A 22,934-nucleotide genomic window follows, 5' to 3' on the forward strand; every position below is an offset into this window, starting at 1 on the left:
GCAGAACGCCCGGAATGTCATGCCGTTTTGAAAATTTATCACAGAAAGGGGCTGCATCATTCCTGTGGGCCATCGGCTGAGCCGTCGGCGTCCCCCTGTCCGCTGTCCGTACTCCCGTCATCCGCGGGGTTCCGTTCCGGCTCGGCAGGCGTCTGCTGCGGCACCGGAGCCACGGGCGGCACGGGCTGCCCGTAATACGGCATATACGCGGGCATGGGCTGATACGCCCGCCTGGGAGGCAGCTGCATGCATTTGCAGACATAGATCACTTTGGTGTCGCAGATCATGTCGTGCAGGCCGCGTTTTTCATTGTTTAATCCCACCAGAATATAGCCGACAAACAGCAGGGAGGACAGATACCGCCCGATGGTTTCCCTGTAAAGGACGTTCAGCAGGGTGAGCGGCTCGCCGTTCACGGAAACGACCCGAAGGTTCATCAGCCGTTTCCCCACGGTCGCGCCCGTCTGATAGGTCAAAATCACAAAATAGGCGGAAGCGGCCAGATACAGCAGAATGTCCAGCAGGCTGAACCGGAACAGCAGGGCGCCGGTCAGGAAATTGTCCGGGTGACTGAGCCGCACGAAAAACATGGGAATCTTCACGATCAGCAGCATCGTTCCCACAAGCAGCATATCAATGAGGTACGCCGCCAGGCGGACGAAAAATCCGCCGCAGGCCGGGTTGTTATTTTCCTGTGGCTGCATAATACATCGGCACCCCGCTCTCCTGTGATTGTAGGAATTCCTTTACCTTATCCACATCGGTGCTGGTATAGCTTTTCGCCATGGAAAACAGGGAGCTCAAAGCAAGCTCGCTGTTTTTCGGTGTGAAAAAGGCCACGTTTTCCCCAAGTTCTTTTTCCATCTGGGACTGCGTATCCTCATAGTTCTGTATGCCGTCGATCAGCTTGAGGTCAAGCGCCTGCTGCGCCGTATAGATGCGGCCGTCCGCAATCGGCTTGACCGTTTCCACGCTCATGTTCCGACCCTGCGCGACGATCCCTACAAACTGCTCGTAGGATTCGTCCACCAGACTCTGAAAAATCTTCTTCTGCTCCTGTGTCACGTCCACGCCCGGATTGCCCATGGATTTGTTCGGCCCGCTGGTAAACAGGATGGTGTCCACGCCAAGCTTATCCATCAGCCCCTTGTAGTTGGACAGCGACAGAATCACGCCGATGGAACCCGTCCAGGTGTTCCGGTTCGCATAGATTTTATCCGAAGCCATGGAAACATAATATCCGCCGGAGCAGGCTTCGTTGGCCATATAGGTCCAGACCGGGCGGCCGGTGTCCTTTTTGTACTCCAGCACCCGCTGGTACAGCTCATCCGTTTCGTACACGCTTCCGCCCGGCGTGTTGACATAGAGCAGGATGCCCCTGTTGTCCCCGGACTGCTGGTACTGGTCGATCAGGCTGAGCGTCTTCTCATGGTCGTACCCTTCCGTCGGGAACAGAGACGACGAAGAGGCCGACTTCATGATCGTGCCGTCCACCTTGACCACCCCGACAAACGGCTCGAACGGAAGCGTCACCTTTGAGCCGACGGAATCCAGCAGGCTTTCGGCAAGCGCCTTTTTGCTCTGGTTGTCCGCGGCGTTTTTGACCAGCAAATTGGCGCCGCATACGAAGACGAAGACCAGTGCCGCCGCAACCAATCCCGCGATCTGCTTTTTGTTCATTTTCCCTTTCTCCTTTTCTCCGCTTTGCGGAGCCCTCGATTAAAATGATTCTGCAAACTGTACTAATCAGTTAATACAATTGATTGTATTCTCCCCCCGCATATTTGTCAAGTATTTCCCCCTAACATCCTTTAAATGGTAAAAGCAGCGGCCCCGCCGACAACGGAGCCGCTGCTTCAAGTATATTCCCGGAAAGGCCGGTTTCAGTACTTCCGGCTCTGAATGGTCTCCTCCGTATTTTCTTTGGTAAAGACCTTTTCGTCGGTGATGATCCGCAGGGGAAGCTCCTTGCCGGACATCAGGTCGGTAATCGCTTTCATCAGCTGCGGGCCGAGCAGGGGGTTGCACTCCACCACGCAGTTCATTTTTCCTTTCAAAATGGCGTTCAGCGCGTTCTTGGTACCGTCTATGGAAATGATTTTCACGTCCTTTCCGGGAGCGATCCCGTTTTTCTCCAGCGCCTCCGCCGCGCCGAGCGCCATATCGTCGTTGTGGGCGTAGACCACGTCGATATCCCATTTATGGTTTTTCAGGTATTCCTCCACAATCCGCTTTCCGCCGTCGTAGGTAAAGTCCCCGCTGCGCGAATAAACGATCTGATACCCGGAATATTCCTTCAAAATCTCCTCAAAGCCGACGGTCCGCTCCACGGCGGGCGATGCGCCCACCGTCCCCTGAAGCTCCATAATGCGGACCCCGCCCTTTTTTCCGCCGGAGGGGACGTTCTGCGCGATCCAGCGCATGGCGCGCCGGCCCTCCTCCACGAAATCGGCCCCGATAAAGGTCAGGAACATGTCGTCGTCCTTCACCGTGATTTCACGGTCGGACAAAATGACGGGGATTCCGGCCTCCTTCGCTTCCCGCAGCACCTCGTCCCAGCCGCTGTCGATCACCGGGGAAAGCACGATCGCGTCCACCTTCATGGCGATAAATTTCCGGAGCGCCTGTATCTGCCGCTGCTGCGACTGGTCGGCGTTCTCATAAAAAAGCTGGATTCCGAATTCCTTTGCCGCGGACTGGATGGATTCCGTATTGGCAAGGCGCCAAGCGCTTTCCGTCCCCACCTGCGCGTAGCCCACGCGGATGGTCTGCGGAGGGGCGGTCTGCGGCTTGTTCAGATTTTCCACAAACGCGTCCACATTTTCTTTCGTCACCTTATGGCTGTGCAGGATTTCCTGCTTCGGCACGCCCGCCACATTCCGGAGGATATCCAGGGAAAACTGAATCGCCTCCCGCCCGCCGGTGGGGCAGGTGATGGTCTCGTCGATCATGCCCTTCCTGACCAGCCCGATCCCGTCGTTTTCCCCGGTAAAGCCGTCCACCCCGATAATCCGGATATTTTTCAGCCCCAGCTTTTCAATGGCGCGGCAGGCGCCTAAGGCCATGTAATCGTTGTGCGCGAAAATGACCCGCACCCCGTTCAGCTTTTCCCTGTTTGCCAGCAGATAGTCCTCCGTGCTGTCCCGCGATTCGTTCTCAATGGAAATTTTGCGGATGTCGAGCTGGCGGTACGGCTTCAGAAAGCTCTGGAAGCCCTCGCTGCGCTCCGCACTCGTCTGGGAGCCCGTGCTTCCGCAGATTTCCAGCACGCCGCCCGGAATCCCGTCCAGCATCCGCAGCACGGACTCCCCCGCCTGTTTGCCGATGCTGCGGTTGTCCGGCCCGATGAACAGAGAATAATCGTAGCCCTCTACCACACGGTCCATCACGATGACCGGGATCGATTTGTACACGCCGCTGACCACAGGGGTGATTTTTTTCACGTCGCAGGGCGATACGATCAGCAGATCGACCCCGCACGCGAGCAGCCGCCGGATATCCGCGATCTGCTTGTCGCTGTTCTGCGTGGCATCCGTAAAAATCAGCCGGACGCCGGGATGCTTCGCGGCTTCCTCCTTCAGCTCCCTGATGAGCGCCAGCCGCCACGATTCCCTCATGTTCGCCTGGGAAACCCCGATCAGGTATTCCACCTTCTCCGGCTCCTGCCGGCTGCAGCCGGGGAACAGGGAAAGCAGAACTGCGGCGCAGAGCAGCGCCGCAAGAAAGCCTCGCATCCGTTTTCTCATTTCCCTTTCCCTCACATTGCCACAGATATTTTACTCTGTCCGTTCTTCCGGTACTCCGCCGGAGAAACGCCGAGCACCTTTTTAAAGGCGCTGCTGAAATAGTGCTGGCTGGAGTATCCCGTCAGCTCGGCGATTTCATAAATCTTCATTTCCTCGTTGGAAAGCAGCTCGATTGCCTTGCGGATACGGGCGCGGGTCACGTAATCCACAAAGGTGATCCCCATGGAATGGCGGAAAACGCGGCTCAAATGCTGAGGGGACACATGGAACGCGCAGGCAGCGTCCTGAAGCGAAAATTCCTCGTTTTTATAATTTTCGTCGATATAATTCTGAACGTCCTTAATCAGCTGAGGGACCTCCATGAGCTCATAAAAGCGGCTGAGGGCATGTTCATATTCCACGGGTATTTCCCGCCGGCCGTTCCCCTCCGCCTGAACCAGCGTCGCCCGCACGGGCAGATGCTGCTCCAGCAGGCGGCGAAGCTGTTTTACCGTGTCCTGCCAGGCGTCCTGCGGCTGACAGGAGGAGATCATCACCAGGTTCCCCGCGGGATTACGGAAAAGGGCGACCGGGCAAAACGGCTGGAAAAGCTCCCGCGCAATATTTTCCGCCGCGTAATAAAGCAGGTCGTCGTTCCAGTCCCCGCCGATTTCCATATTGTTTTTATAGTCCAGCCCGGCGATGACGACGCCGAACGCTTCCGGGAATTTCAATTCCAGAAAGCTGACCCGCTCGTCGATTTCCTCTTCACAGAAATGGCCGCCGAGCCAGTCATTCAAAAAATTCTCCGTCAGCTTCGCCTTGTTTTTTTCAAGGAGCACCTTTGCCCATTCCAGGTACTTCGTCTGCTCCCGGCTCCTTTTCAGCTCTTCCTTGGCGCGGTCCAGCGACTGATAAAACACATCCTCCATGATCGGCTTCAATAGGTAATCGTAAACGCCCAGCCGCAGCGCGCTCTGGACATACTGAAAATCGTCGTACCCGGTGATGATGATGACGAGCGCGTCCTTTAAAACGCCCTTCAGCTTTTCAATAAACTGGATGCCGTTCAGAAACGGCATGTTGATATCGACGAACAGCAGATCGGGCGCAAATTTTTCCGCAAGCTCCAGCGCGGTCTCCCCGTCCTCCGCCTGCGCCGCCACCTGCATTTCCCGGTCCTGCTTCAAAAGTCCGGCGATCCCTCTGCGGATGATCTCTTCATCGTCCGCGATCAGCACCTTATACATATCTCCTCTCCTTTCGCTCAGCTGTCGTCATCCGCCGGAAGGATCACCGTTACCGTGGTCTCCTCGCCCTCCTGGCTCTCTATGGAGATTCCGTACTCCTTTCCGTAGCATAGCTGGATTCTTTCCTGAATGTAAAAGAGGCCGAAGCTCTGTTTCTGGTCCAGCTCCGTATGGTTGTTCAGCTGATGGTTCAGCAGCTCCAGCCGGTCGGCGGGAATCCCCGCGCCGTCGTCGTGCACCCTGAAAACCACCAGATTCCCCTTCCTGTGCGCGGTCACCGCAATGGTGCCGCCCCCGCGCTTTTCCTTGACGCCGTGATAGATGGCGTTTTCCACCAGAGGCTGCAGAATCAGCTTGGGGACCTTGCAGCCGGCGAGCTTTTCATCCACCTCGATCTGGTAATTCAGCTTATCCTTGTAGCGGATTTTCTGAATATACAGATAATTGGACACATGGGTGATTTCCTCCCGGATGGTGATCATATCCTTGCCGTGGCTCAGCCCGATGCGGAACATGCTGGTCAGCGCGTCGACCAGCCGGACGATGTCGCTTGCCCCGTAGTCCCTCGCCATCCAGCTGATGGTGTCCAGCGTATTGTACAGAAAATGCGGCTTGATCTGCTCCTGCAGGGATTTCAGCTCGGCAAACCGCTTGTTCTGCTGCTCCACGTACACCATGCGGATCAGGTTCCCGATCTGGTCGATCATATGGTTGAAGCTCAGGCCCAGCTCGCCGATCTCATCGTTGTATTTGCTGTTGAAGCGCACCGAAAGGTCGCCGCCCTCCGCCTGCTTCATCAGGGTCTGCAGCTTGAAAATGGGTTTTGTAATGGTTTCGGCCAGCTCAAAGGAAGAAAACAGCACGAATAGCACCGTAAACAGGATGCATCCGAACAGGATATAAATGATGGTGTTGACGCCCGCCATGACCTCGTCGTTGGAAAACACCCCCACCGTGCGCCAGCCGGTGTATTCCGATTTTTCGGAATGAATCTGATAGTTCCCGCCCCGGATATTCGCGGTGACAAACGCGTTTCCGCTGCCGCCGAGCCAGAGCGGACTGACGCGGTACACCACGTCGTTGACCGGGGCGTAGACAATGCTGTTGTCCGCATCCGTGACAAACACAAAGCCCTTTTCGCCGATGGTGACGCTGTTGATGGACTTTTTGATGATGTCGTGGCGGATATCGAACAGGATCACGCCCAGCACTTCCCCGGTTTTGGGGTCACTGACCGCCTTGGTAAGCGAAAAAACGTCGTCCACGCTGTAGTCCTGATTGGTCACGATGTTCCTGCCCGTCGCGTCGCTGATGAGGCGGATCTCCTCCGGGGACTGCTCCGCCTGACGGTACCAGGACTCGTTGTGAAACGAATCGCGGGAGATCCGGGACATGCCGGTGCTGACATAGAGGTCGTTTTTGGTGGCGATCAGGATTCCGGCGATCTCGTCGTGGGAGGAAGCGATATTCTGCAGAAGCTCCCTGATCTGGCCGGTCTGCGTTTTCCACTTTGGGTCTTCCTCCGACTGAAGGTTCCAGAAGTCGTTGTTTTTCAGCTCAACGGAAATATAATTCGCGGTTTTTTCAATCGTACCTATGTATACGTCGATGGAGTCGCACACCTGATTGATCGTCTGGGCGGTGTGGTCCATTGCGGTCTGCTGCGCCTGATTGACAAACACAAGGCCGCTGACAATGGAAAAAACAGCAAACGGAATGAGCGCCATAAAAAGATAGGACAGTACCATTTTGTTCCGGAACCGGATGTTCAAAAATTTGTCCAATATCTTTCGCAAGACGCTCACCTCATCGGCTGCTGATTTTTGAATTGAGAATTGTGTAATTATATAATATTTAAGAAAAAATATCAAATTATTTTGCCATATTTATGCAGCTTTTCCAGCTTTCCATCCTTGATTTTTTCCGACCTGCCCGCCAGAATGCGCTGAATGACGATGAACAGGCAGAGCAGCGCCGCGCTGAACACCTTCGTCCACCAGGTGTTCAGGTTCTGGTACGTCACAATGGTCTGAATGACGCCCTGAATCATTACGCCCACGGTGGTGCCGATCACGGTGCCGACGCCGCCGGTCAGCAGCGTGCCGCCGATGACCGCGGAGGAAATCGCGTCCATCTCAAGCCCCACGTTTTGAAGGGAATAGCCCGCCAGCGTATAAAAGCTGAACACCACGCCCGCCAGCGCCGCGCAGAAGCTGCTGATCGCGTAAACCGCCACCTTGGTTCTCCCCACGGGCAGGCCCATCAGCGAAGCGGACAGCTCGTTGCCGCCCACCGCGTAAACGGTCCTGCCGAACCGGGTGAATTTCAGCACGAACATCGCCCCGATCAGGACCACGGCCGCAATAAAGACGTAATAATAGATTTTCGCGCCCGCGAAAGCAATTTTGTTCAGCGCCATTTTTTTATAGAAATCGTCCGTGATGGGAATGGACTCCGTGCTGATGACGGCGCACAGGCCGCGCATGAAGAACTGCCCCGCCAGCGTGACGATGAACGGCTGGAGCTGATAGGAGTGGATCATAAAGCCCATCAGCGCGCCGAACAGAAGGCCGATCAGCAGCACCAGCGGAATCACCACGCCCGCCGGCACCCCGCTTCTGAGCAGGAACGCCGAGAACACGCAGGTAAACGCAATGGTAGACGAGATGGAGATGTCGATGCCGCCCGTCAGCAGGACAAACGTGATGCCGATGGAGGCGATCATCATATAGGAGCCGTCGTTCAGCAGATTGCAGAACGTGGACAGCGAAAGAAATCTGTTGTAGGCGACCGAACCCGCCGTAAAAAGGCCGATAAACAGCAGGGCAGTGACCAGCAGAGACATATTCCGTATACGGAACCTTTTCATTGTTTTTACCGATTCGCTCATGCCGGTTTCACCGTCCTTTCCTGTTTATGACCGGAGAATCTCTTTCTCATTTTGTCCTTGAATTCCGCCGATTGGAAAAGGCAGATGCAGATAACGATGACTGCTTTCACCACCGCGGTGATTTCCGGCGCCACTCCCATGGCGTAGACGGAGGTCGTGATGCTCTGGATAATCAGCGCGCCGGCAAGGCTGGCCGGAACGGAGAACCGCCCGCCGCTGAGCGAGGTCCCGCCGATCGCCACCGCGAGGATGGCGTCCAGCTCCATAAAGAGACCGGCGTTGTTGCAGTCGGCGCCCTTGATGCCCGCGCTTTCGATCAGCCCGGCGACCGCCGCCGTGATGCCGCAGAAGGTGTAGACCATCCATTTCACGCTGTTGACGTTAATGCCCGCAAAGTGGCTGGCGACCGGGTTGCAGCCCGTGGATTCCAGAAAAAGCCCGAACGCCGTCCTTTTGGTGAAAAGCAGCGCCAGCGCCACCACAAAAAGCACGATGAAAAGCGGGAACGGAAGGCCCAGAATATAGCCGCCGTTGATGAAGTAATACGCGTCCGAATTGACGGTGACGATTTTCCCGTCGGTAATCAGCTGGGCAATGCCTCTGCCCGCCACCATCAGGATCATTGTCGCGACGATGGGCTGGATTTTGATTTTAGATACCAGAAAGCCGTTCCACGCGCCGCAGAGCATGCCGCCCAGAAGCGCCAGCAAAATAGCGACCTGGACATTCTGCCCCGCGCCCGGCAGAATTCTGCCGTCCACGATGCTGCACGCGATGGCGCCGCTGATCGCCATGACGGAGCCGACGGAAATGTCCGTCCCGCCCGTCGCAAGGACGAACGTCATGCCGGTCGCCAGAAGCATCAGCTTGCTGCCGTTGCGCAGAATATCGATCAGTCTTCCATACAGGTGCGCATCCACGATTTTGATCTCGAAAAAGGCCCCGCCCGAAATAATCCCGTTGATCAGCAGAATAGCGAGCAGCACAACGACCGGCCAGAACCCCTGGTATTTAGACAGCTTCCTGATCTTCTCCACTTTTGACCCCTCCCGCAATTAAGCTCATGACCGCGCTTTCGGCAATATCCTTTCCGCTGAGCTCGCCGACCTTCTTTTTGTCGCGCAGAACGATCATACGGCTGCAGCAGCGGAGCATTTCATCGATTTCGGATGAAATAAAGACCACCGTCATCCCCTGCTCGGCCAGCCCGACAATCATTTTCTGAATTTCCGCCTTGGTTCCCACGTCGATGCCCCGGGTGGGTTCGTCAAGCATCAGCAGCTGGGGGTCTGTGGCAAGCCATCTTGCCAGAATGACCTTCTGCTGGTTGCCGCCGCTCAGGTTTTTCGCCCGCTGTTCCTGGGACGGGGTCTTGATTTCCAGCATTCTGATATATTTGTCGGCAATGCGCTCGGCCTGTGCGCGGGAAATCGACTTGAGCATGCCCTTCTTCGCCTGCAGGGCGAGAATGATGTTTTCCCGGATGCTCAGGTCCCCGATAATGCCCTCTGTTTTCCGGTTTTCGGGGCAGAACGCAACGCCGCAGCGAATCGCCGGAAGGGGCCCTTTCCCCGCCAGCTTCCGGCCGTCCAGGCTGATCTCCCCCTGCTCCAGATGATCGATCCCAAAAATCAGGCGGACGATCTCCGAGCGTCCCGAACCGAGCAGCCCGGAAATGCCGAGCACTTCTCCCCTGTAGATTTTCAGGTCGACGTCGCTGATGGTCCCCGGCCCGCAGGCCCGCTTCATCTCCAGAAGGCCATCTCGCTCCCCGCCGGTCAGCTCCTCCTTTTCGGAGGAAAGGTCCAGCTCGGCGTACTCTTTTCCCAGCATTTTGCCGACAAGCTGCGTTTTGGGCAGCTCGGCGGCCGCGTAGGTGCCGACGTAACGCCCGTTGCGCAGCACGGTAATGGTATCCGAAACCGCGTACACCTGATCCAGAAAATGCGTGACGAAAAGGATTCCCATTCCCTGCGCCTTCAGCATGTTCATCACTTCAAAAAGCTTTTCCACTTCCACGCTGCTCAGGCTGGAAGTAGGCTCGTCGAGGATGAGCACCTTCGCGGAAATGTCGACCGCGCGCGCAATGGCCACCATCTGCTGCACCGCGACCGAGTAAAAATCCAGATTCTTCGTCACGTCGATCGTAAGATTGAACCGTTTCAGCAGGTCGCGCGAGTCCTGATTGATTCTTTTCCAGTCGATGCTTCCCCTTTTTTTCGGTTCCCTTCCTATGTATATATTTTCCGCCACCGAGAGGTTGGGGCAGAGGTTGACTTCCTGATAGACCGTGCTGATCCCCAGCTTCTGCGCGTCCTGCGGACTCTGGGGAAAAATGGGGACGCCTTCCAGCAAAACGGACCCTCCGTCCCGTTCCTCCACACCCGTCAGGACCTTGATCAGAGTCGATTTTCCCGCGCCGTTTTCTCCCAGAAGGGCATGGATTTCTCCGCTTTTCAGCTCGAGGGGAACATCGTCCAGCGCCGCCACCCCCGGAAAGCTTTTGGAAATATGTTCCATCCGAATCAGCATATTTTCGCTGCTCATGAGCGGACTCCTCCTTTGTGATATTGTTTTCCCGTGTGCCATGAAGCAAAATCCGCTCCGCCGAACAAAGACGGAGCGGATTTTAAAGAGAGTCGGAGAATTGTATGAAAAAGGTTAATAAACGCGGGTGGGAAGGTCTTTGGCGGCGGTATCGGCACGGAAAACGCTTTCGTCGGATTTGATCCACTTTTCAACCGTTTCGCCGTCCTTCAGCTTCTGGCAGGTCTCAAAGAACTGGGGGCCGAGCAGCGGGTTGCACTCTACGGTGACATTCGCTTCTCCGTCGACCATAGCCTGGAAAATACCCTTGACGCCGTCGCAGGAAACGGTCTTGATGTCCTTGCCGGGCTTCATTCCCGCTTCTTTCATGGCCTCGATCGCGCCGAGCATCATGTCGTCGTTATGCGCGTAAACCGCATTGATCTGATTGCCGTAGGTTTTCAGGAAGGATTCCATGACTTCCTTGCCCTTGGCCCTTGTGAAATCGCCCGTCTGAGAGGCGAGGATCTTCATGTCCGGATATTTCGCGGCCAGCTGGTCGTCAAAGCCCTTCTTTCTGTCATTCGCCGCGGAAGCGCCCACGGTTCCTTCCAGTTCAACAATGTTTCCCTTGTTGTTCAGCAGCTTTGCCAGCTCGTCGGCGGCGTTCTGCCCTTCCGTGATGAAGTCGGAGCCGATAAACGTGGCGTACAGGTCATCGGAAACCTTTGCCCTGCGGTCGAGCAGAACGATCGGGATTCCCGCGTCCTTCGCCTCTGTAAACACGGCGTCCCAGCCCGTTTCCACAACCGGGGCAAGGCCGATGACGTCAACGCCCATCTCAATAAAGGATTTTATCGCCTTAATCTGATTTTCCTGTTTCTGCTGTGCATCCGCAAACTTGAAATCGATGGTGTCCACATGCTGTCCGGCATAGAACTGAATGGACGCCGTTTCCGCGTCGCGCCAGCCGGATTCCTGCCCGATCTGCGCGAAGCCGACCGTCAGCTTTTTGTTGCCCTCTGCCTTGGAAACGACTTCCGCTCCCGACTGTGTGCCCGCCGACGCGGTCTTTTCAGCAGGTGTACCCGCGCACCCGCCTAACGCAAGGCCCGCGATGCATACGGTTAAAATTGCAGCAAGTATTCTTTTCAAATTTTTCTCCTCCGCTTCCGGGGGATCGCCCCCCTTATTTCGTTTCCATTGTAGTGCATCCTTTCTTTTAAGTCTTTACAATAACAAAACCTGTTTGTATCATTTTTTAGCATCCTGGCAGTGAACTCCCCCGGTCAGGCTTCACCTGCCGGCCCCCGTCGAGGGAGCCAGGCTCTCTCTCCAAATCGGACACCGACGCAGGCGCGCCGAAATAAAAAAAAGCCGCAAAAGCAGCTTTTTCGTGTGTTTTTATTGAATTTTTTTCAGCGGAGCATACAGGACGGCTTCCAGCCCAAAACGTCATACGGAACGGTAAAGACGACGATTCCGGTGGAATAGGGTGCGATTTCATACTGCTGATAATAGATCGCGACGCCCTGTGGAGTCAGGTAATACTGCTCCTCATTGAAATACTGGGCAATCAGCTTGCGGTAATCATCAAAATAGACGCCCGGATTTTCCGCCATATTCCGGTCGGCCTGCTTTAAAATATTTTGCAGAAGCCGGTACCGGTAATTGCTGTGCGGCCCGAAGAACCGCGCGAGCGGATAACGCCTGCCGTTTTGCAGGCTCCACGTGTCGGAACGCCGGACGGTGTTGCCGTGCGCCCCGCCCGTATATTCGTACTGGTCGCGATAAAGACTCAGAAAACAGTTTTCGTTATAAGCCGTTTCATATTTCAAAATGGCGTCATACGGCCGGAACGGGAATCCGTTTGTCTGGGAATCACGGTATTCCTGAACAGCCTGACGGTACAGGGTTCCTGCAACATAGCGGTAGAAATTTTCCGTCTGCATCCGGATCATGCCGTTGATCCGGCTTTCGGCCGCACGGTTTCCCCTGAGCCTTATCTCCGGAAATTCGGCGGTCATGGTGATCACTGCGGTATTCTCATACTGGAATTCCCGCTCGACCTTCTGAGCAGTCAGTTCCGCGCTGAAATTCGGTTCGTACATTTTCATCCCTCCGCCCCATCATATGCCGGAAAAAGCGGTAAGGATTCAGGATTTTATCACACGACATAAAGGATGGAACAGCCGCCGAGCTTTTCCGCAATCTCCCGCCGGAGCAGTTCTTCCCCCTGCGCGCGCAGCTCGTTGCGGTAGCAGTACTTTCCGCGCCCTCTCACCGTCATCAGCGAAGCGTCGTAAAGCTCCGCCGCGTTGGGAAACGCTTCGTTGTTGATCGCCCGGTGAACATAGCTGTAGGTCATAAAGATGATCTCAATGGTCAGATTTTCCTTTGCTTTTGGGGACAGTTCGTCGGCAAGCTGATGAATCAGCTGCGCGTAAAGCTTCTGCCAGTCGCCCAGAAGAACGACCGGGGCAATCAAAAGCCCCACCCGGTACCCGGCTTCGCACATCTTATTCAGGGCCTGTATCCTGTTTTTTAACGGAGAGGTCCCGAATTCCACCCTGCTGATGATTTCCTGAGGATTGACACTCATACGGAAAATGACCCTGCCCCGGTGTTCCAGATTCAGCAGAGGGTCCACCATGTCGAACTTGGTCGGGAACGTAAGAAAGCCCTTTTCGCTTTTTGCAAACTGCTCGATCGTCCAGCCAAGATTTCCCGTAATGGTGTTTTCCAGTACAAGGTCGCTGTTGCTGCCGATTTCAAAGGTCAGGTCGCGGTCCGCGGCGGCAGCCGTTTTCATCAGCTTGCCGAGCATCTGCTCCCGGTTGACGAACAGCCTCAAATACGAGCATTTGTTGTAGTTGCAGACCAGATAGCAGTAAAGGCACGCCGCGCTGCAGCCGGAGGAGGTATACGGCACCAGAAAATCGGAGATTTTATGATTTTCCACATATTTGTGCGTCTTGCGGACGCCGACGATCAGGTACCGCTTCATATGGCCGAATTCCCGGTTGGAATTTCCACGAAGCTCCTCGATATTGTTATGGCTGTGGATCGGTATCCACGGTACTTCATTGAATTTCTGCCGCAGCTGCTCCCCCAGTTCATAGGAAAGAGCGTCCGGCTCATAATAGACGCGTTCCGGGTACATTTTATCACCTTCCGGTCTATTATTGACAGCCGGACGGCTTCTATGCGATAAAAAATTTTGATTGTCACCAGACGTGGGGAACCAGCCTCCAGGTACGCTGTTCATAGTCCCTGTAAACCGCACCGAAGCTTTTTTCCAGCGCTTTTTCCTCCGTGCGGATACGGTAGCCGTACACGGCGGCGGCAATCAGCAGGGTGGCCGGGATCCCAAGGACGGACCGGAAGGCCAGCGAGATTCCCAACAGCGTCAGGATGCTTCCGGTATACGCCGGATGGCGGATGAGCCGGTACGGCCCATCCTGTACGATCTTCTGTTCCGAACCGACCCGCACCGCCATGGAAAAAAACTTCCTCAGGGTCCAGACGGAATACAGCCGAAGAATCATACCGGAAACGGCAACCGCGAACCCCAGCCAGAAAACAGGCACGGGCAGCACGACCGGAAAAAGGCGGATATAGAACGGATTCAGAAGAACGGACAGCCAGAACCCGGCGATAATCAGCAGCATGGACCCTCTGTCCTCGCCGCTCTTTTTTTCACCCTTTTGATTGTTCCGGGCGGTCAGCAGCAGGATCGTCGTTTCCATCAGCAATACCGCAATCAGCAAGAGCTGAAAAGTGTTTTTCAGAACCGCGCCGGGAAAATAAGTATCTCCGTAAAAATACATAGCAACATCTTCTTTCAAAACATGAGAAAACAGGCGGCCTTCCGCCGAACCCCGCAGACTCTCGGCGGGGCCCCGGCAGAAAGCCGCGGCTTTGGTAAACCGGATCAGATATAATGGATCTCTATGCCGCCGAACTGTACGTTGCCCGTCAGGGTAAGCTGCGGGGCGTTTTCCTCGGGGTGCGCCAGCCGGATATCGTTGTCCACGCCGCCGAGGCTGGTGTTCAGTTTATCGATGACTTTCCAGCTGCGGGGCACATAGATCTGGATGGCGCCGAAGCTGCAGTCAAGGAAAATCTCAGCGCCGTCCGGGCTGAGCTGGGACTGGTCGAAGAACAGCTCCAAAGCGCCGAAGGAAACATCGAACTGTCCGCCCTTCAGGCACTCGCCGTGCAGATACTTGCTGGAAGAACCGAAATGCACCTTTGCGTAGGGGTTGTTGTCGTCGATATTTTCCGTCGTCGGCTGAATGGACCCCGACCCGTGGTGCCAGTACATGTGGTTTTTCGGGTGCCTGTGGAAGAGAAAGCTGAAGCCCATACTGGCAAAAACCGCGGCCAGAATCAAAAGCCAGAGGGAAATCCGGGCGAGATGAAGCGGCTGCTGGTAAATGACATAAAGAAATGCCAAAGGTACGAAAATACCGAAGTAATTGCGGTGAACCACGCTGCTGATCAGCAGCGCCGCGAGCAGAACCGTCGCCAGAACGCTGACAAATCCAATCTGTACAAAAGACCCTGTCTGGCTGGCAATGACAAATACCGCCGAGAGCAGGAAGAAAATCCCCCAAAACCAATTTCTACTTTTCATAAGTGCTCCTTTCGTTTAAACGCTGCCGCAGCTCGCTGTAATAGTACCGCGACACGTATACCTGTTTGTGACTGTTAATAAATTGAACCAGACTGGAAGCGGTAAGGTTCCGCGTGACGGAGTACACCTGCAGGATATTGACGATGGTGGATTTCGCCGCCCGCACAAAGTTTTTCGGAAGAATTTCCTCCAGCTCGTACAGCCGGTATTTGATCCGGTAAGCGTCGTTTGCGGTGTGGGCGTAAATATGCTCCCCCTCTGTCTCAAAGAACAGGACCTCATCCAGCGGAAAATAGAATTCCTGATTCTGTTTGAAAAAGGTGATCTTGGTATTCTGGGAGGACTGTTCCAGAACATAGCGGTGTATTTTCTGAATGGTGTCGTCCACGCGGCCGCAGCGGATCAGCACCTCATCCTCATCCAGATCATTGACTACCTCAATGCGTATCTTCACCTGACCACCCCCTCTGCAGATAGTATAGCGGGTTTGCGGCAGGATGAAAAGGGGAAAACGCCGTCCGGTCTCATTTCCGCCCGCAACAGGTTAAAAAATCCGGGTAAAAGGAAACGTCCGCCCCATACAGCCGGCAGGAACACCTGTTGCCGGGGGTATGGGGCGGACAGAAAAAATAAAAACGGGGACTTTACGGGTCCTTACAGATTGAGAAATTTACGGAAGGTCATGCTGACTTTCACGGCCTCTTCCTCACAAGCCATTTCGCAGAAGATACGGAGCACCGGTTCGGTACCGGAGAAACGGCAGATAACCCAGCCGCCGTTTTTGAAATAGACCTTGCAGCCGTCCAGATAGGAGATCCGCTCGACTTCCCTGTCAAACTCCGGTACCCGCTTTTCCTCAAAGAGCAGATGCTTCAGCTCTTCTTTCCGCCGCGCGGTCATACGGCAGTCGAACTCGTTCATAAAACAGCTGCCGTATGTCCGATGGATATCCCTCAGCATCTCCGACAGCGGCTTGCCGATCACGCTGAGCATTTCCACCAGCAGCGCCCCCGCGTAGACGCCGTCCTTTCCGCGGATATGGCCGCGGACGGTCAGTCCGCCGGAGGACTCTCCACCGATGAGCGCATCTGTCTCCTCCATTTTGGAAGAAATATATTTGAAGCCCACCGGGACCTCGCAGCAGGCTTCGCCGAAGCGGGCCGCCATCGCGTCCAGACAGTGCGTGGTCGCCACGTTCCGGACGGCGGCTCCTTTCCAGCCCTTGAACTCGTGAAGATAATAATAAAGGAGCACCAGAATATCGTTCGGGTGAATGAAAGCGCCGTTCGCGTCGATCAGCCCGATGCGGTCGGCGTCGCCGTCGGTCGCGATGCCGAGGTCGTATTTCCCCTGCACCACCAGCTGGGAAAGGTGCGTCAGCGTGGAGCTGTTCGGAGCGGGCAGCCTTCCCCCGAACAGTGTGTCGTGCCTGTCGTGAATCACCTCGACATTGCAGCGGCAGGTCAGCAGAATCGTCTGTAACGTTGTTTTGCTTACCCCGAACATCGGGTCAAGCAGGACATTCAAATGCCTTTTTTTGATAGCTTCGATATCGATGACGCCTAAAATACTGTCTATGTATTCATTCTGCGGGTTAATGATTCTGACAAACCCGAAATCCAGCGCTTTTGCGTATTCCATGCTTCTGATTTCCGTCTTTTGTATTCCGGCGATCTGCGCTTCGATTTCGTCCGTGACCTCTTCCGCCGCATCCCGCCCGCCGGACGTGAAAACCTTTACTCCGTTGTACTCCGCCGGGTTGTGGCTCGCGGTAATCATCAGCCCATAGGATACCTTTTCCTTCATGACTTCAAACATAATCAGCGGGGTCGGCGCGTCGTAATCGATCAGATGCGTTTTGATTCCCTCTGCCGCGAACACGCACACCATCCATTTTGCGGCAATATCGGACAGGAATCTGCGGTCGTAGCCGACGATGACCGGCTCGTTCTCTTTGCCGTTCTTCCGAATGATTCTGACCAGCGCAAGGGAAAGAAGCTCCAGGTTCTCCCTGGTAAAATCCTCGCCGATCACCGCGCGGAACCCGCCTGTTCCAAATTTAATCATTGACAATCCTCCGTTTTACGGGCATGCCGTATGCCTAAAGAATAACCCGAATGGTATTTTCTCCGTCCTGAAAAAGTTCGCTTCCCAAAACGAAAACCGTACGGAAATGGAAGGGGTCTTTTCGGGTCTTGAAAACGCTTACGCCGTTGAGCTCCACCTTTTCCGGGGTACAGCTGCGGGCGTTCGGATTTCTAATTTCCATCTTGACCCTTTTTCCCCGGTAGGTAAATTCCACGCTGGCGCTGTCCATCCACCCGGGGATGCAGGGGTCGATGACAAGGCCTTCCAGCGTGGGCCGGATCCCGAACATCCACTCGTAAACAGCCCGCTGGGCCATGCCCACGCTTCCCGTCAGAAAGCTGAACAGACTGCGGAATCTGAACACGGGCAGTTCCTGCCAGCAGTTCACAATCGCGTACGGCGGGGAAAGGACAACATTGGACGGATGACGCGACTGGTCGTACGGCAGCAGCCATTGCAGCACATCAAACAGCCCGTCCCCGTTGCCCGCGGCGGCAAGCGCCCGTGCTAAGAAACCCTGCGCGCCGTGGTTGTACACGTTGCCGTTTTCCGCGAAGCCCGCCGGGGCGTCCCCGCTGGCGGCGCGCCCGACACAGCGGATGGGGATTTCTCCCATCGGCGGCCAATAGAGCCGGTACCCCGCCTCGCATTTCAGCAGCTCCATGACCCGCAGAACCGACTTCCTCATCTCTTCCGGAACCACTCCCGAAATCAGCGCGAACCAGTTGGCCGGGCCGTAGGGCCTCTTTTCGCCGTCGGGGTCCTGATCGGAGAAAATCCATTTCCCTTCATCCGTAAAGATGCCGTTAAAAAAGCCGTCCTGATTATACGCGTGCTTCAGAAGATTCTTTTTCATTTCTTCGGCTTTTTCCCTGTAGACAACAGCCGTTGCCGAAGGGCCGCTTCTGTTTTCCAGAATCTCAGTCATATACTGCAGGCACATCACCGCCTGCTCGCTCACCATCACGGATTCCCCGCGGCCAAGCACGCCCGCCCGGTTCACGGAATCCAGCCAGTCGCCCTCCCCGATTTTGCACAGACCGTGTTCGCCCAGATTTTCGGGGTCGATATAATACTCCATGGCACGGACCAAATGCTCCAGAACGGTGTTTTTTCCATCGGAGTCCAGCCACGGCAGGACCGCGTCCAGCACGCCGCTGTCGCCGCTGTACGACAAATATTCATAAACAAACTCGATCACGAACGCGCCGGCGTCCACATGTCCGCGCAGGTCGTGCCGCCCCGTCCTTCCTTCCGTTGAAAACTGGCGGGGGAACCATCCGTCCGACCGCTGGCAGCTGAGCATTTCCAGCAGCCTTACGCGGCCTGCGGTGTCATCGATTGACAGCATCGCCGTATAATCCTGCGCGCAGTCGCGCGTGCCGCGCATCGCCGTCGGCCATCCCCGGTCCAGCGAGGCGACCCACTCCATCTGCAGCGGCAGCCAGTTGTTTATGAAATAATCCCAGTCCTTTTGGCCGGTCCGTACGGTGTTTTTACGGCACAGCGCCGAAAAATGGCGGCGCGCCTCTTCTTTTTTCCGCTCATAAGCCGGGGCCTCAAAATAGACCAGCGGTTTTTTTACGTCATCAACGGCGGGAAGCCCTCCGTCCGCCGCGTTCTGCGGCATACAGATCACCTGCGTGAACACCCTTTCGCCGCCGGGTTCCAGATGACACCCGTACTTTGCCGCGTAAACCGGCGGGTACCCCCAGATGGCGTTGTCCCCGCGGTATTCCCCGAAGGAAGCGGCCGGTTCCGGCTTCATCCGGAAACTCCCGTCCGTCACCGACTGCGGGCAGGAAAGGTCCCCGCAGCCCACAAATTTTTCATAGCTGATTTCCGTGCCGCACAGCCCTTCGCTGTCCGTCCAAAGCGCGGCTGTCCGCCGTTCGCCCGGGTCGGACGTGCTGCTGAGAAGCTGCGACCAGAAAAGCTCCTTTTCCTCCCTGCCGACTCCGCTTTTCAGATACCACTCGTATTTGTCCCATGGGGCAAGCTGGGCGGGATTGACGTAGGGGACAAAGGCCGGAGACACGGAAAGGCCCATCGCTTTTTTCCGCAGGTTTTTCACGCGCAGCTTCATGACGATCTCCGTTCCGTGCAGGGGAACAAAAAATTCCGTCTTTACCAGCAGATCCTGATACCGGTATTCATAGGACGCGCAGTGAGGCAGAAACGTGATTTTTAAATCCTGCGGCTCTTTGGACGGGTCGCTCCCGTCGATCAGCGGACGGAAAAAGTTGGTGAACGGCTTTCTGTCTTCCAGCTCATCGGACTGAAGCCAGACGGCCCAGTTGGAAAACTTCTGCCCATTTTCCCTCCTGAAAAGCTGGATCCCGCCCGGTGGATTCGCCTGCGCGTACACCGGTCCGAACTGATCCACCTTCAACAGCACGTCGTGATTCTGATAGATATATTCCCACGGTGCGGGCAGGTTCAGCGAAAAAAGGTCGATCCCCGCACAGTCCGGGCGGAACTGTGCCCATTTTTGCCCGGAAGGGCCATAAATTTCTCTGTTGTTCATCATCGTTCCCTTCTAGCCCTTCAGGCCGCCCATACTGATGCCCTCCGTCAGCCTGTTCTGCACAAGGCTGTAGAGAATCATTGTCGGAATCATCACCAGCACCATCCCGGCGAACATCGCGCCCCAGTCCGTCGCGAATTTCTGCTGTTCCATCAGGTTCGCCAGCCCGACCGGAAGCGTCCATTTCTGCTCTTTCAGGATGGTGGTAGCCATAATATACTCATTCCAGAAGCTCATGAAATTGAACATGACGACGGTAATCATGGCGGGCTTTGCCATAGGGACGATGATGCGGAACAGGGTGCCGAAATACCCGCACCCGTCGATCTGCGCGGCGTCCTCATAATCGTGTGGAATGGTGCGGAAAAATCCAGTCAGCAGGTAAATGGTGAACGGAAGCTCGCAAACCGCGTAAATCAGCGCCAGAACCGTCAGGTTGTTCGTGATCTCCAGATGCTGAAAGATTACGTATTGATTGAGAAAGTTCTGAATTTTATTGAGCGACAGGAAAATGGGGATCACAATATAATTCTGGCTTACAAACAGGCCCGCCATAAAGAGGACGGACAGTCCTTTGGAGCACCGGAAGGTAAACCGGCTGGTCACATAGGCGGTTGGCACCGCCAGAAAGACGACAAACACCAGGGCAATCAGTGTAATGTAGGCCGAATTCCAGAAGTACGCGAGCATATTTCCCTTTTCCAGCGCGTTCTTATAGTTATCCCAGTGAAAACCGGCGGGGAGCGCCCAGGCATTCGTCAGAAACTCCGAGCTGGTTTTGAACGAGGTGTAAAATGTCCAGATAATCGGGAGCAATACGACGGCGGTAAACAGCAGAAGAACCACCCTGACAAAAAATTTGCCCGACCATTTTTGTAATTTAGCGTTTTTCATCCGTATTCTCCCTTTAATACTCAATGACTTCTTTTGAAGTCAGGCGGTTGCTGATGAGTGCCAGTACAAACGAGAAGAGGAACACAAACACGCCCACAGCCATTGCATATCCGAAATTGGAATTCGTGAACGCCTGTTTATACATGTAGGTCAGCAGCACCTCCGACTGGCCCGATGGCCCGCCGGTCGGCGTCATGACCTTGACGAACACAAAGCTCATGTTGATGGTTGAAATGATAAAAAACACAATGGTGACGCGGATAATTTCCCACATCAGCGGCAGCGTGATGGAAAAGAACTGCCGGAACTTCTCCATTCCCTCCATACTGGCCACTTCGTATAAATCCTTAGGAATTCCGTCCATCCCGGCCATATACATCACCATATAGTACCCGACGGCCTGCCAGACCATTGCCGCCGAGATGCACCAGCGCACGGTGGATTTTTCCCCCAGCCACGCGTGAATCAGGCCCTCCGAATGGATGGTTTTCAGGGTGGAGGTCAGAATTCCCATGGTGGGGTCGTAAATCTGCACAAAAAGCACCCCGATCACGACCAGCGAAAGCACGTTTGGAAAAAAGAAAACCGTACGGTAAAACGGCTTTTCAATCAGCTGCGTCTGCGCCAGCAGCGCCGCGAAGAACAGGGAGACCGTCATGGTCACGGCCGTTACGAACACGATGAAAAACAGGTTGTTGCGAAACGCCTGCCAGAACTTTTCGTCGCGGAAAAGGATCTGAAAATTCTGCAGCCCGATAAATTCCTTGTTGAGCGAAAGGCTGCTCATCCTGAAAAGGGACATATAAAAAACATTGGCGGTAGGAAATAACATAAACACCGTAAACAGGATTACGGTCGGTACGGTACAGACGGCAATAAAACCGGCGCGCTGCTTTTTTCTGCTGCGCAGCGCGCGGGGGTTCCCGTCCTTTGCCTTTATGGCAGTCAACATGATCACTTTCACCCTCACATCATAATTTGCATCAGGAGATAAAATTGGTGAGGTCGTAGACGGCCTCACCAATTCATGTCTTACTTTAAAATCAATGAAGAGAGTGTCTCTGCATCTTTTTCCAGATTGTCCGACCATTTGTCGGTTGTCAGTGTCCCCGCCATAATCTGGTTCAGGTCCTGATATAAGTCATCTCTTAAATTCACTTCTGTCTGGGAGGTCAGCGCGTAAGAACCGGTAACCGGCGTGTAGCCCTTGTCCGTAATCGTAAAGGTGTCGTAAACGGACTGGTCGATGGAATCCTTTACAAGATTTGCAGCACCCTTGATCGGGGGAATGATTCCTGCTTTGCTTGCCAGTGTCTGGATGCTTGCGTCCTCATAGAGGGAAGCAAGGAATTTCTTCGCGAGCGGAATGTTCTTCGCGTCCTTCGGGATATACATTTCCTCACAGTTGGCCCAGATGAATTTCTTATCCGTTTTGCTGAAGGTTGGCAGCCCGGCGAAGCCGTATTCAAAGGCGTCCGCCTTCGGGGCATCCTTCATTTCCGTCTCCAGCCAGTTTCCGTTCGGAATAAAGAGGCATTTATTCTGCAGGAATTGCTGCTGCGACTGGGTGTGGGTCATGGCGAGCGTTCCGTTCAGCAGGTAGCCGCCGTCCTTGATTTTCTGATAGAGATCAAAGGTTTTCTTCACCGCGTCCGATTTCCAGGCTCCCTTTTTATAGTTCAGGCAGTCCTGCAAAGCCTGCTCGCCGCCGGCGACCGCAATGGTTGGGTTTACCACGATTTCATTGTAGGAGGGATCGTTCGCGGCAGCGTAGGTAAAGAGCGCAATCCCCTTTGCTTTTGCCTTGTCGCCCAGAGCAAAGAACTCGTCCCAGGTTTCGGGCACTTCCCAGTTGTTTTCCTTGAACAGGGTCTTGTTGTAGAAAAGGCCCATCGTGCTGTAGGAAAGCGGCGCCGCGTAGACTTTGCCGTCGCCGTAAGGGGAAATGGTCGGTGCGGAAAGCGTTCCGTCGATCATTTTATCCTTGAGGTCGCCTGTGAAAACATCGCTGATGTCCTCCAGCTTTTTATCCTGAATCAGCGACTGCAGAATTCCCGATTCATTGGTGGATGCAAGGAAAATAAAGTCCGGAGGATTTCCGTTCATAATCTGCGGACGGATGACGTCCCCCAGCTTTGCGTTTGCCGTAACGTTGATTTTCACTCCGGGGTTTTTCGCCTCAAACTGCTTTGCAAGGTCGTCCCAGACCTCCCGGCCGTAGCCGCCCTCGAACACCGCGATGTTCAGCTCCTGATTCTGCGCCTCGGCGGATGTCTGGCTCTGTGCCGCCGAAGAGGAATCGCTTACCTTCTGGCAGCCCGCCAGGGCCGAAACGCCCAGCGACAATGCACAGATACATGCAACTGCTTTTCTCAATTTCATTAATTTTCCTCCC

General features: G+C 55.0%; 19 protein-coding genes. All 19 read right to left on the reverse strand.

Going from position 1 to position 22,934, the window contains the following annotated elements; all coding sequences use genetic code 11:
- Nucleotides 1-56: 56 nt before the first annotated feature.
- The 19 genes from ACRQU7_RS17410 to ACRQU7_RS17500 all read right to left on the reverse strand — a co-directional run bounded on the left by ACRQU7_RS17410 (nucleotide 57) and on the right by ACRQU7_RS17500 (nucleotide 22,921).
- Entirely contained in the window at nucleotides 57-704 is a 648-nt protein-coding gene (locus tag ACRQU7_RS17410; RefSeq protein WP_444642216.1) for an RDD family protein, read from the reverse strand.
- Nucleotides 685-1,680, reverse strand: coding sequence for a signal peptide peptidase SppA (sppA, locus tag ACRQU7_RS17415; protein ID WP_444642218.1), 996 nt, complete (start codon nucleotides 1,678-1,680; stop codon nucleotides 685-687). Before sppA ends, ACRQU7_RS17410 begins: the two co-directional genes overlap by 20 nt.
- Before the next feature lie 203 nt (nucleotides 1,681-1,883).
- Nucleotides 1,884-3,746 carry a substrate-binding domain-containing protein gene (locus tag ACRQU7_RS17420; protein ID WP_444642220.1) on the reverse strand — a complete coding sequence of 621 codons (1,863 nt, stop codon included), beginning with the start codon at nucleotides 3,744-3,746 and terminating at the stop codon, nucleotides 1,884-1,886.
- Nucleotides 3,747-3,757: 11 nt separating this feature from the next.
- A complete protein-coding gene (locus tag ACRQU7_RS17425; protein ID WP_444642222.1) occupies nucleotides 3,758-4,975 on the reverse strand; it encodes a response regulator transcription factor in 1,218 nt (405 codons plus the stop codon).
- A 17-nt stretch (nucleotides 4,976-4,992) separates the two neighbouring features.
- A complete protein-coding gene (locus ACRQU7_RS17430; RefSeq protein WP_444642224.1) occupies nucleotides 4,993-6,771 on the reverse strand; it encodes a cache domain-containing sensor histidine kinase in 1,779 nt (592 codons plus the stop codon).
- 71 nt (nucleotides 6,772-6,842) lie between these two features.
- Nucleotides 6,843-7,865 carry a galactofuranose ABC transporter, permease protein YjfF gene (gene yjfF / locus ACRQU7_RS17435; protein WP_444642226.1) on the reverse strand — a complete coding sequence of 341 codons (1,023 nt, stop codon included), beginning with the start codon at nucleotides 7,863-7,865 and terminating at the stop codon, nucleotides 6,843-6,845.
- Entirely contained in the window at nucleotides 7,862-8,902 is a 1,041-nt protein-coding gene (locus tag ACRQU7_RS17440; RefSeq protein ID WP_444642228.1) for an ABC transporter permease, read from the reverse strand. Before ACRQU7_RS17440 ends, yjfF begins: the two co-directional genes overlap by 4 nt.
- Nucleotides 8,877-10,412, reverse strand: coding sequence for a sugar ABC transporter ATP-binding protein (locus ACRQU7_RS17445; RefSeq protein WP_444642230.1), 1,536 nt, complete (start codon nucleotides 10,410-10,412; stop codon nucleotides 8,877-8,879). Before ACRQU7_RS17445 ends, ACRQU7_RS17440 begins: the two co-directional genes overlap by 26 nt.
- A 114-nt stretch (nucleotides 10,413-10,526) precedes the next feature.
- Nucleotides 10,527-11,546 carry an ABC transporter substrate-binding protein gene (locus ACRQU7_RS17450; RefSeq protein WP_141826440.1) on the reverse strand — a complete coding sequence of 340 codons (1,020 nt, stop codon included), beginning with the start codon at nucleotides 11,544-11,546 and terminating at the stop codon, nucleotides 10,527-10,529.
- 263 nt (nucleotides 11,547-11,809) lie between these two features.
- Nucleotides 11,810-12,502, reverse strand: a complete 693-nt coding sequence (locus ACRQU7_RS17455) for a DUF3298 and DUF4163 domain-containing protein (protein ID WP_444642233.1) — start codon at nucleotides 12,500-12,502, stop codon at nucleotides 11,810-11,812.
- A gap of 56 nt (nucleotides 12,503-12,558) precedes the next feature.
- Nucleotides 12,559-13,554, reverse strand: a complete 996-nt coding sequence (locus ACRQU7_RS17460; protein WP_444642235.1) for an SPL family radical SAM protein — start codon at nucleotides 13,552-13,554, stop codon at nucleotides 12,559-12,561.
- A gap of 64 nt (nucleotides 13,555-13,618) precedes the next feature.
- The gene (locus ACRQU7_RS17465; protein ID WP_444642237.1) at nucleotides 13,619-14,221 is read right to left on the reverse strand and encodes a methyltransferase family protein; all 603 of its coding nucleotides are present in this window, start codon (nucleotides 14,219-14,221) and stop codon (nucleotides 13,619-13,621) included.
- Nucleotides 14,222-14,325: 104 nt separating this feature from the next.
- Complete coding sequence (locus ACRQU7_RS17470; protein WP_038326014.1) at nucleotides 14,326-15,030, reverse strand: LiaF transmembrane domain-containing protein; 705 nt, start codon at nucleotides 15,028-15,030, stop codon at nucleotides 14,326-14,328.
- A complete protein-coding gene (locus tag ACRQU7_RS17475) occupies nucleotides 15,020-15,484 on the reverse strand; it encodes a LytTR family DNA-binding domain-containing protein (protein ID WP_444642239.1) in 465 nt (154 codons plus the stop codon). The genes ACRQU7_RS17470 and ACRQU7_RS17475 overlap by 11 nt, the downstream gene beginning before the upstream one ends.
- Nucleotides 15,485-15,684: 200 nt before the next feature.
- A complete protein-coding gene (locus ACRQU7_RS17480) occupies nucleotides 15,685-17,097 on the reverse strand; it encodes a phosphoglucomutase/phosphomannomutase family protein (protein WP_444642241.1) in 1,413 nt (470 codons plus the stop codon).
- Nucleotides 17,098-17,131: 34 nt separating this feature from the next.
- On the reverse strand, nucleotides 17,132-19,645 hold the full coding sequence (locus ACRQU7_RS17485; RefSeq protein WP_444642243.1) for a GH36-type glycosyl hydrolase domain-containing protein: 2,514 nt from the start codon (nucleotides 19,643-19,645) through the stop codon (nucleotides 17,132-17,134).
- 12 nt (nucleotides 19,646-19,657) lie between these two features.
- Complete coding sequence (locus ACRQU7_RS17490; protein ID WP_444642245.1) at nucleotides 19,658-20,539, reverse strand: carbohydrate ABC transporter permease; 882 nt, start codon at nucleotides 20,537-20,539, stop codon at nucleotides 19,658-19,660.
- 13 nt (nucleotides 20,540-20,552) lie between these two features.
- Nucleotides 20,553-21,491 (reverse strand): carbohydrate ABC transporter permease, encoded by a 939-nt coding sequence (locus ACRQU7_RS17495; RefSeq protein ID WP_444642247.1) that lies wholly within the window; start codon nucleotides 21,489-21,491, stop codon nucleotides 20,553-20,555.
- An 80-nt stretch (nucleotides 21,492-21,571) separates the two neighbouring features.
- The gene (locus tag ACRQU7_RS17500; protein ID WP_444642249.1) at nucleotides 21,572-22,921 is read right to left on the reverse strand and encodes a carbohydrate ABC transporter substrate-binding protein; all 1,350 of its coding nucleotides are present in this window, start codon (nucleotides 22,919-22,921) and stop codon (nucleotides 21,572-21,574) included.
- Nucleotides 22,922-22,934: the final 13 nt, after the last annotated feature.

Origin of the sequence: Caproiciproducens puteiluti (genome assembly GCF_052442865.1) — a bacterium.
In the GTDB taxonomy this organism is placed as follows: domain Bacteria; phylum Bacillota; class Clostridia; order Oscillospirales; family Acutalibacteraceae; genus Caproiciproducens.

What these genes read in the sequence shown, in the direction of transcription:
- ACRQU7_RS17410 (WP_444642216.1), bottom strand. Translation starts at nt 704, where the DNA reads ATGCAGCCACAGGAAAATAACAACCCGGCCTGCGGCGGATTTTTCGTC.
- ACRQU7_RS17490 (WP_444642245.1), bottom strand. Translation starts at nt 20,539, where the DNA reads ATGAAAAACGCTAAATTACAAAAATGGTCGGGCAAATTTTTTGTCAGG.
- ACRQU7_RS17480 (WP_444642241.1), bottom strand. Translation starts at nt 17,097, where the DNA reads ATGATTAAATTTGGAACAGGCGGGTTCCGCGCGGTGATCGGCGAGGAT.
- ACRQU7_RS17420 (WP_444642220.1), bottom strand. Translation starts at nt 3,746, where the DNA reads ATGAGAAAACGGATGCGAGGCTTTCTTGCGGCGCTGCTCTGCGCCGCA.
- sppA (WP_444642218.1), bottom strand. Translation starts at nt 1,680, where the DNA reads ATGAACAAAAAGCAGATCGCGGGATTGGTTGCGGCGGCACTGGTCTTC.
- yjfF (WP_444642226.1), bottom strand. Translation starts at nt 7,865, where the DNA reads ATGAGCGAATCGGTAAAAACAATGAAAAGGTTCCGTATACGGAATATG.
- ACRQU7_RS17485 (WP_444642243.1), bottom strand. Translation starts at nt 19,645, where the DNA reads ATGAACAACAGAGAAATTTATGGCCCTTCCGGGCAAAAATGGGCACAG.
- ACRQU7_RS17495 (WP_444642247.1), bottom strand. Translation starts at nt 21,491, where the DNA reads ATGTTGACTGCCATAAAGGCAAAGGACGGGAACCCCCGCGCGCTGCGC.
- ACRQU7_RS17445 (WP_444642230.1), bottom strand. Translation starts at nt 10,412, where the DNA reads ATGAGCAGCGAAAATATGCTGATTCGGATGGAACATATTTCCAAAAGC.
- ACRQU7_RS17455 (WP_444642233.1), bottom strand. Translation starts at nt 12,502, where the DNA reads ATGTACGAACCGAATTTCAGCGCGGAACTGACTGCTCAGAAGGTCGAG.
- ACRQU7_RS17425 (WP_444642222.1), bottom strand. Translation starts at nt 4,975, where the DNA reads ATGTATAAGGTGCTGATCGCGGACGATGAAGAGATCATCCGCAGAGGG.
- ACRQU7_RS17460 (WP_444642235.1), bottom strand. Translation starts at nt 13,554, where the DNA reads ATGTACCCGGAACGCGTCTATTATGAGCCGGACGCTCTTTCCTATGAA.
- ACRQU7_RS17470 (WP_038326014.1), bottom strand. Translation starts at nt 15,030, where the DNA reads ATGAAAAGTAGAAATTGGTTTTGGGGGATTTTCTTCCTGCTCTCGGCG.
- ACRQU7_RS17500 (WP_444642249.1), bottom strand. Translation starts at nt 22,921, where the DNA reads ATGAAATTGAGAAAAGCAGTTGCATGTATCTGTGCATTGTCGCTGGGC.
- ACRQU7_RS17465 (WP_444642237.1), bottom strand. Translation starts at nt 14,221, where the DNA reads ATGTATTTTTACGGAGATACTTATTTTCCCGGCGCGGTTCTGAAAAAC.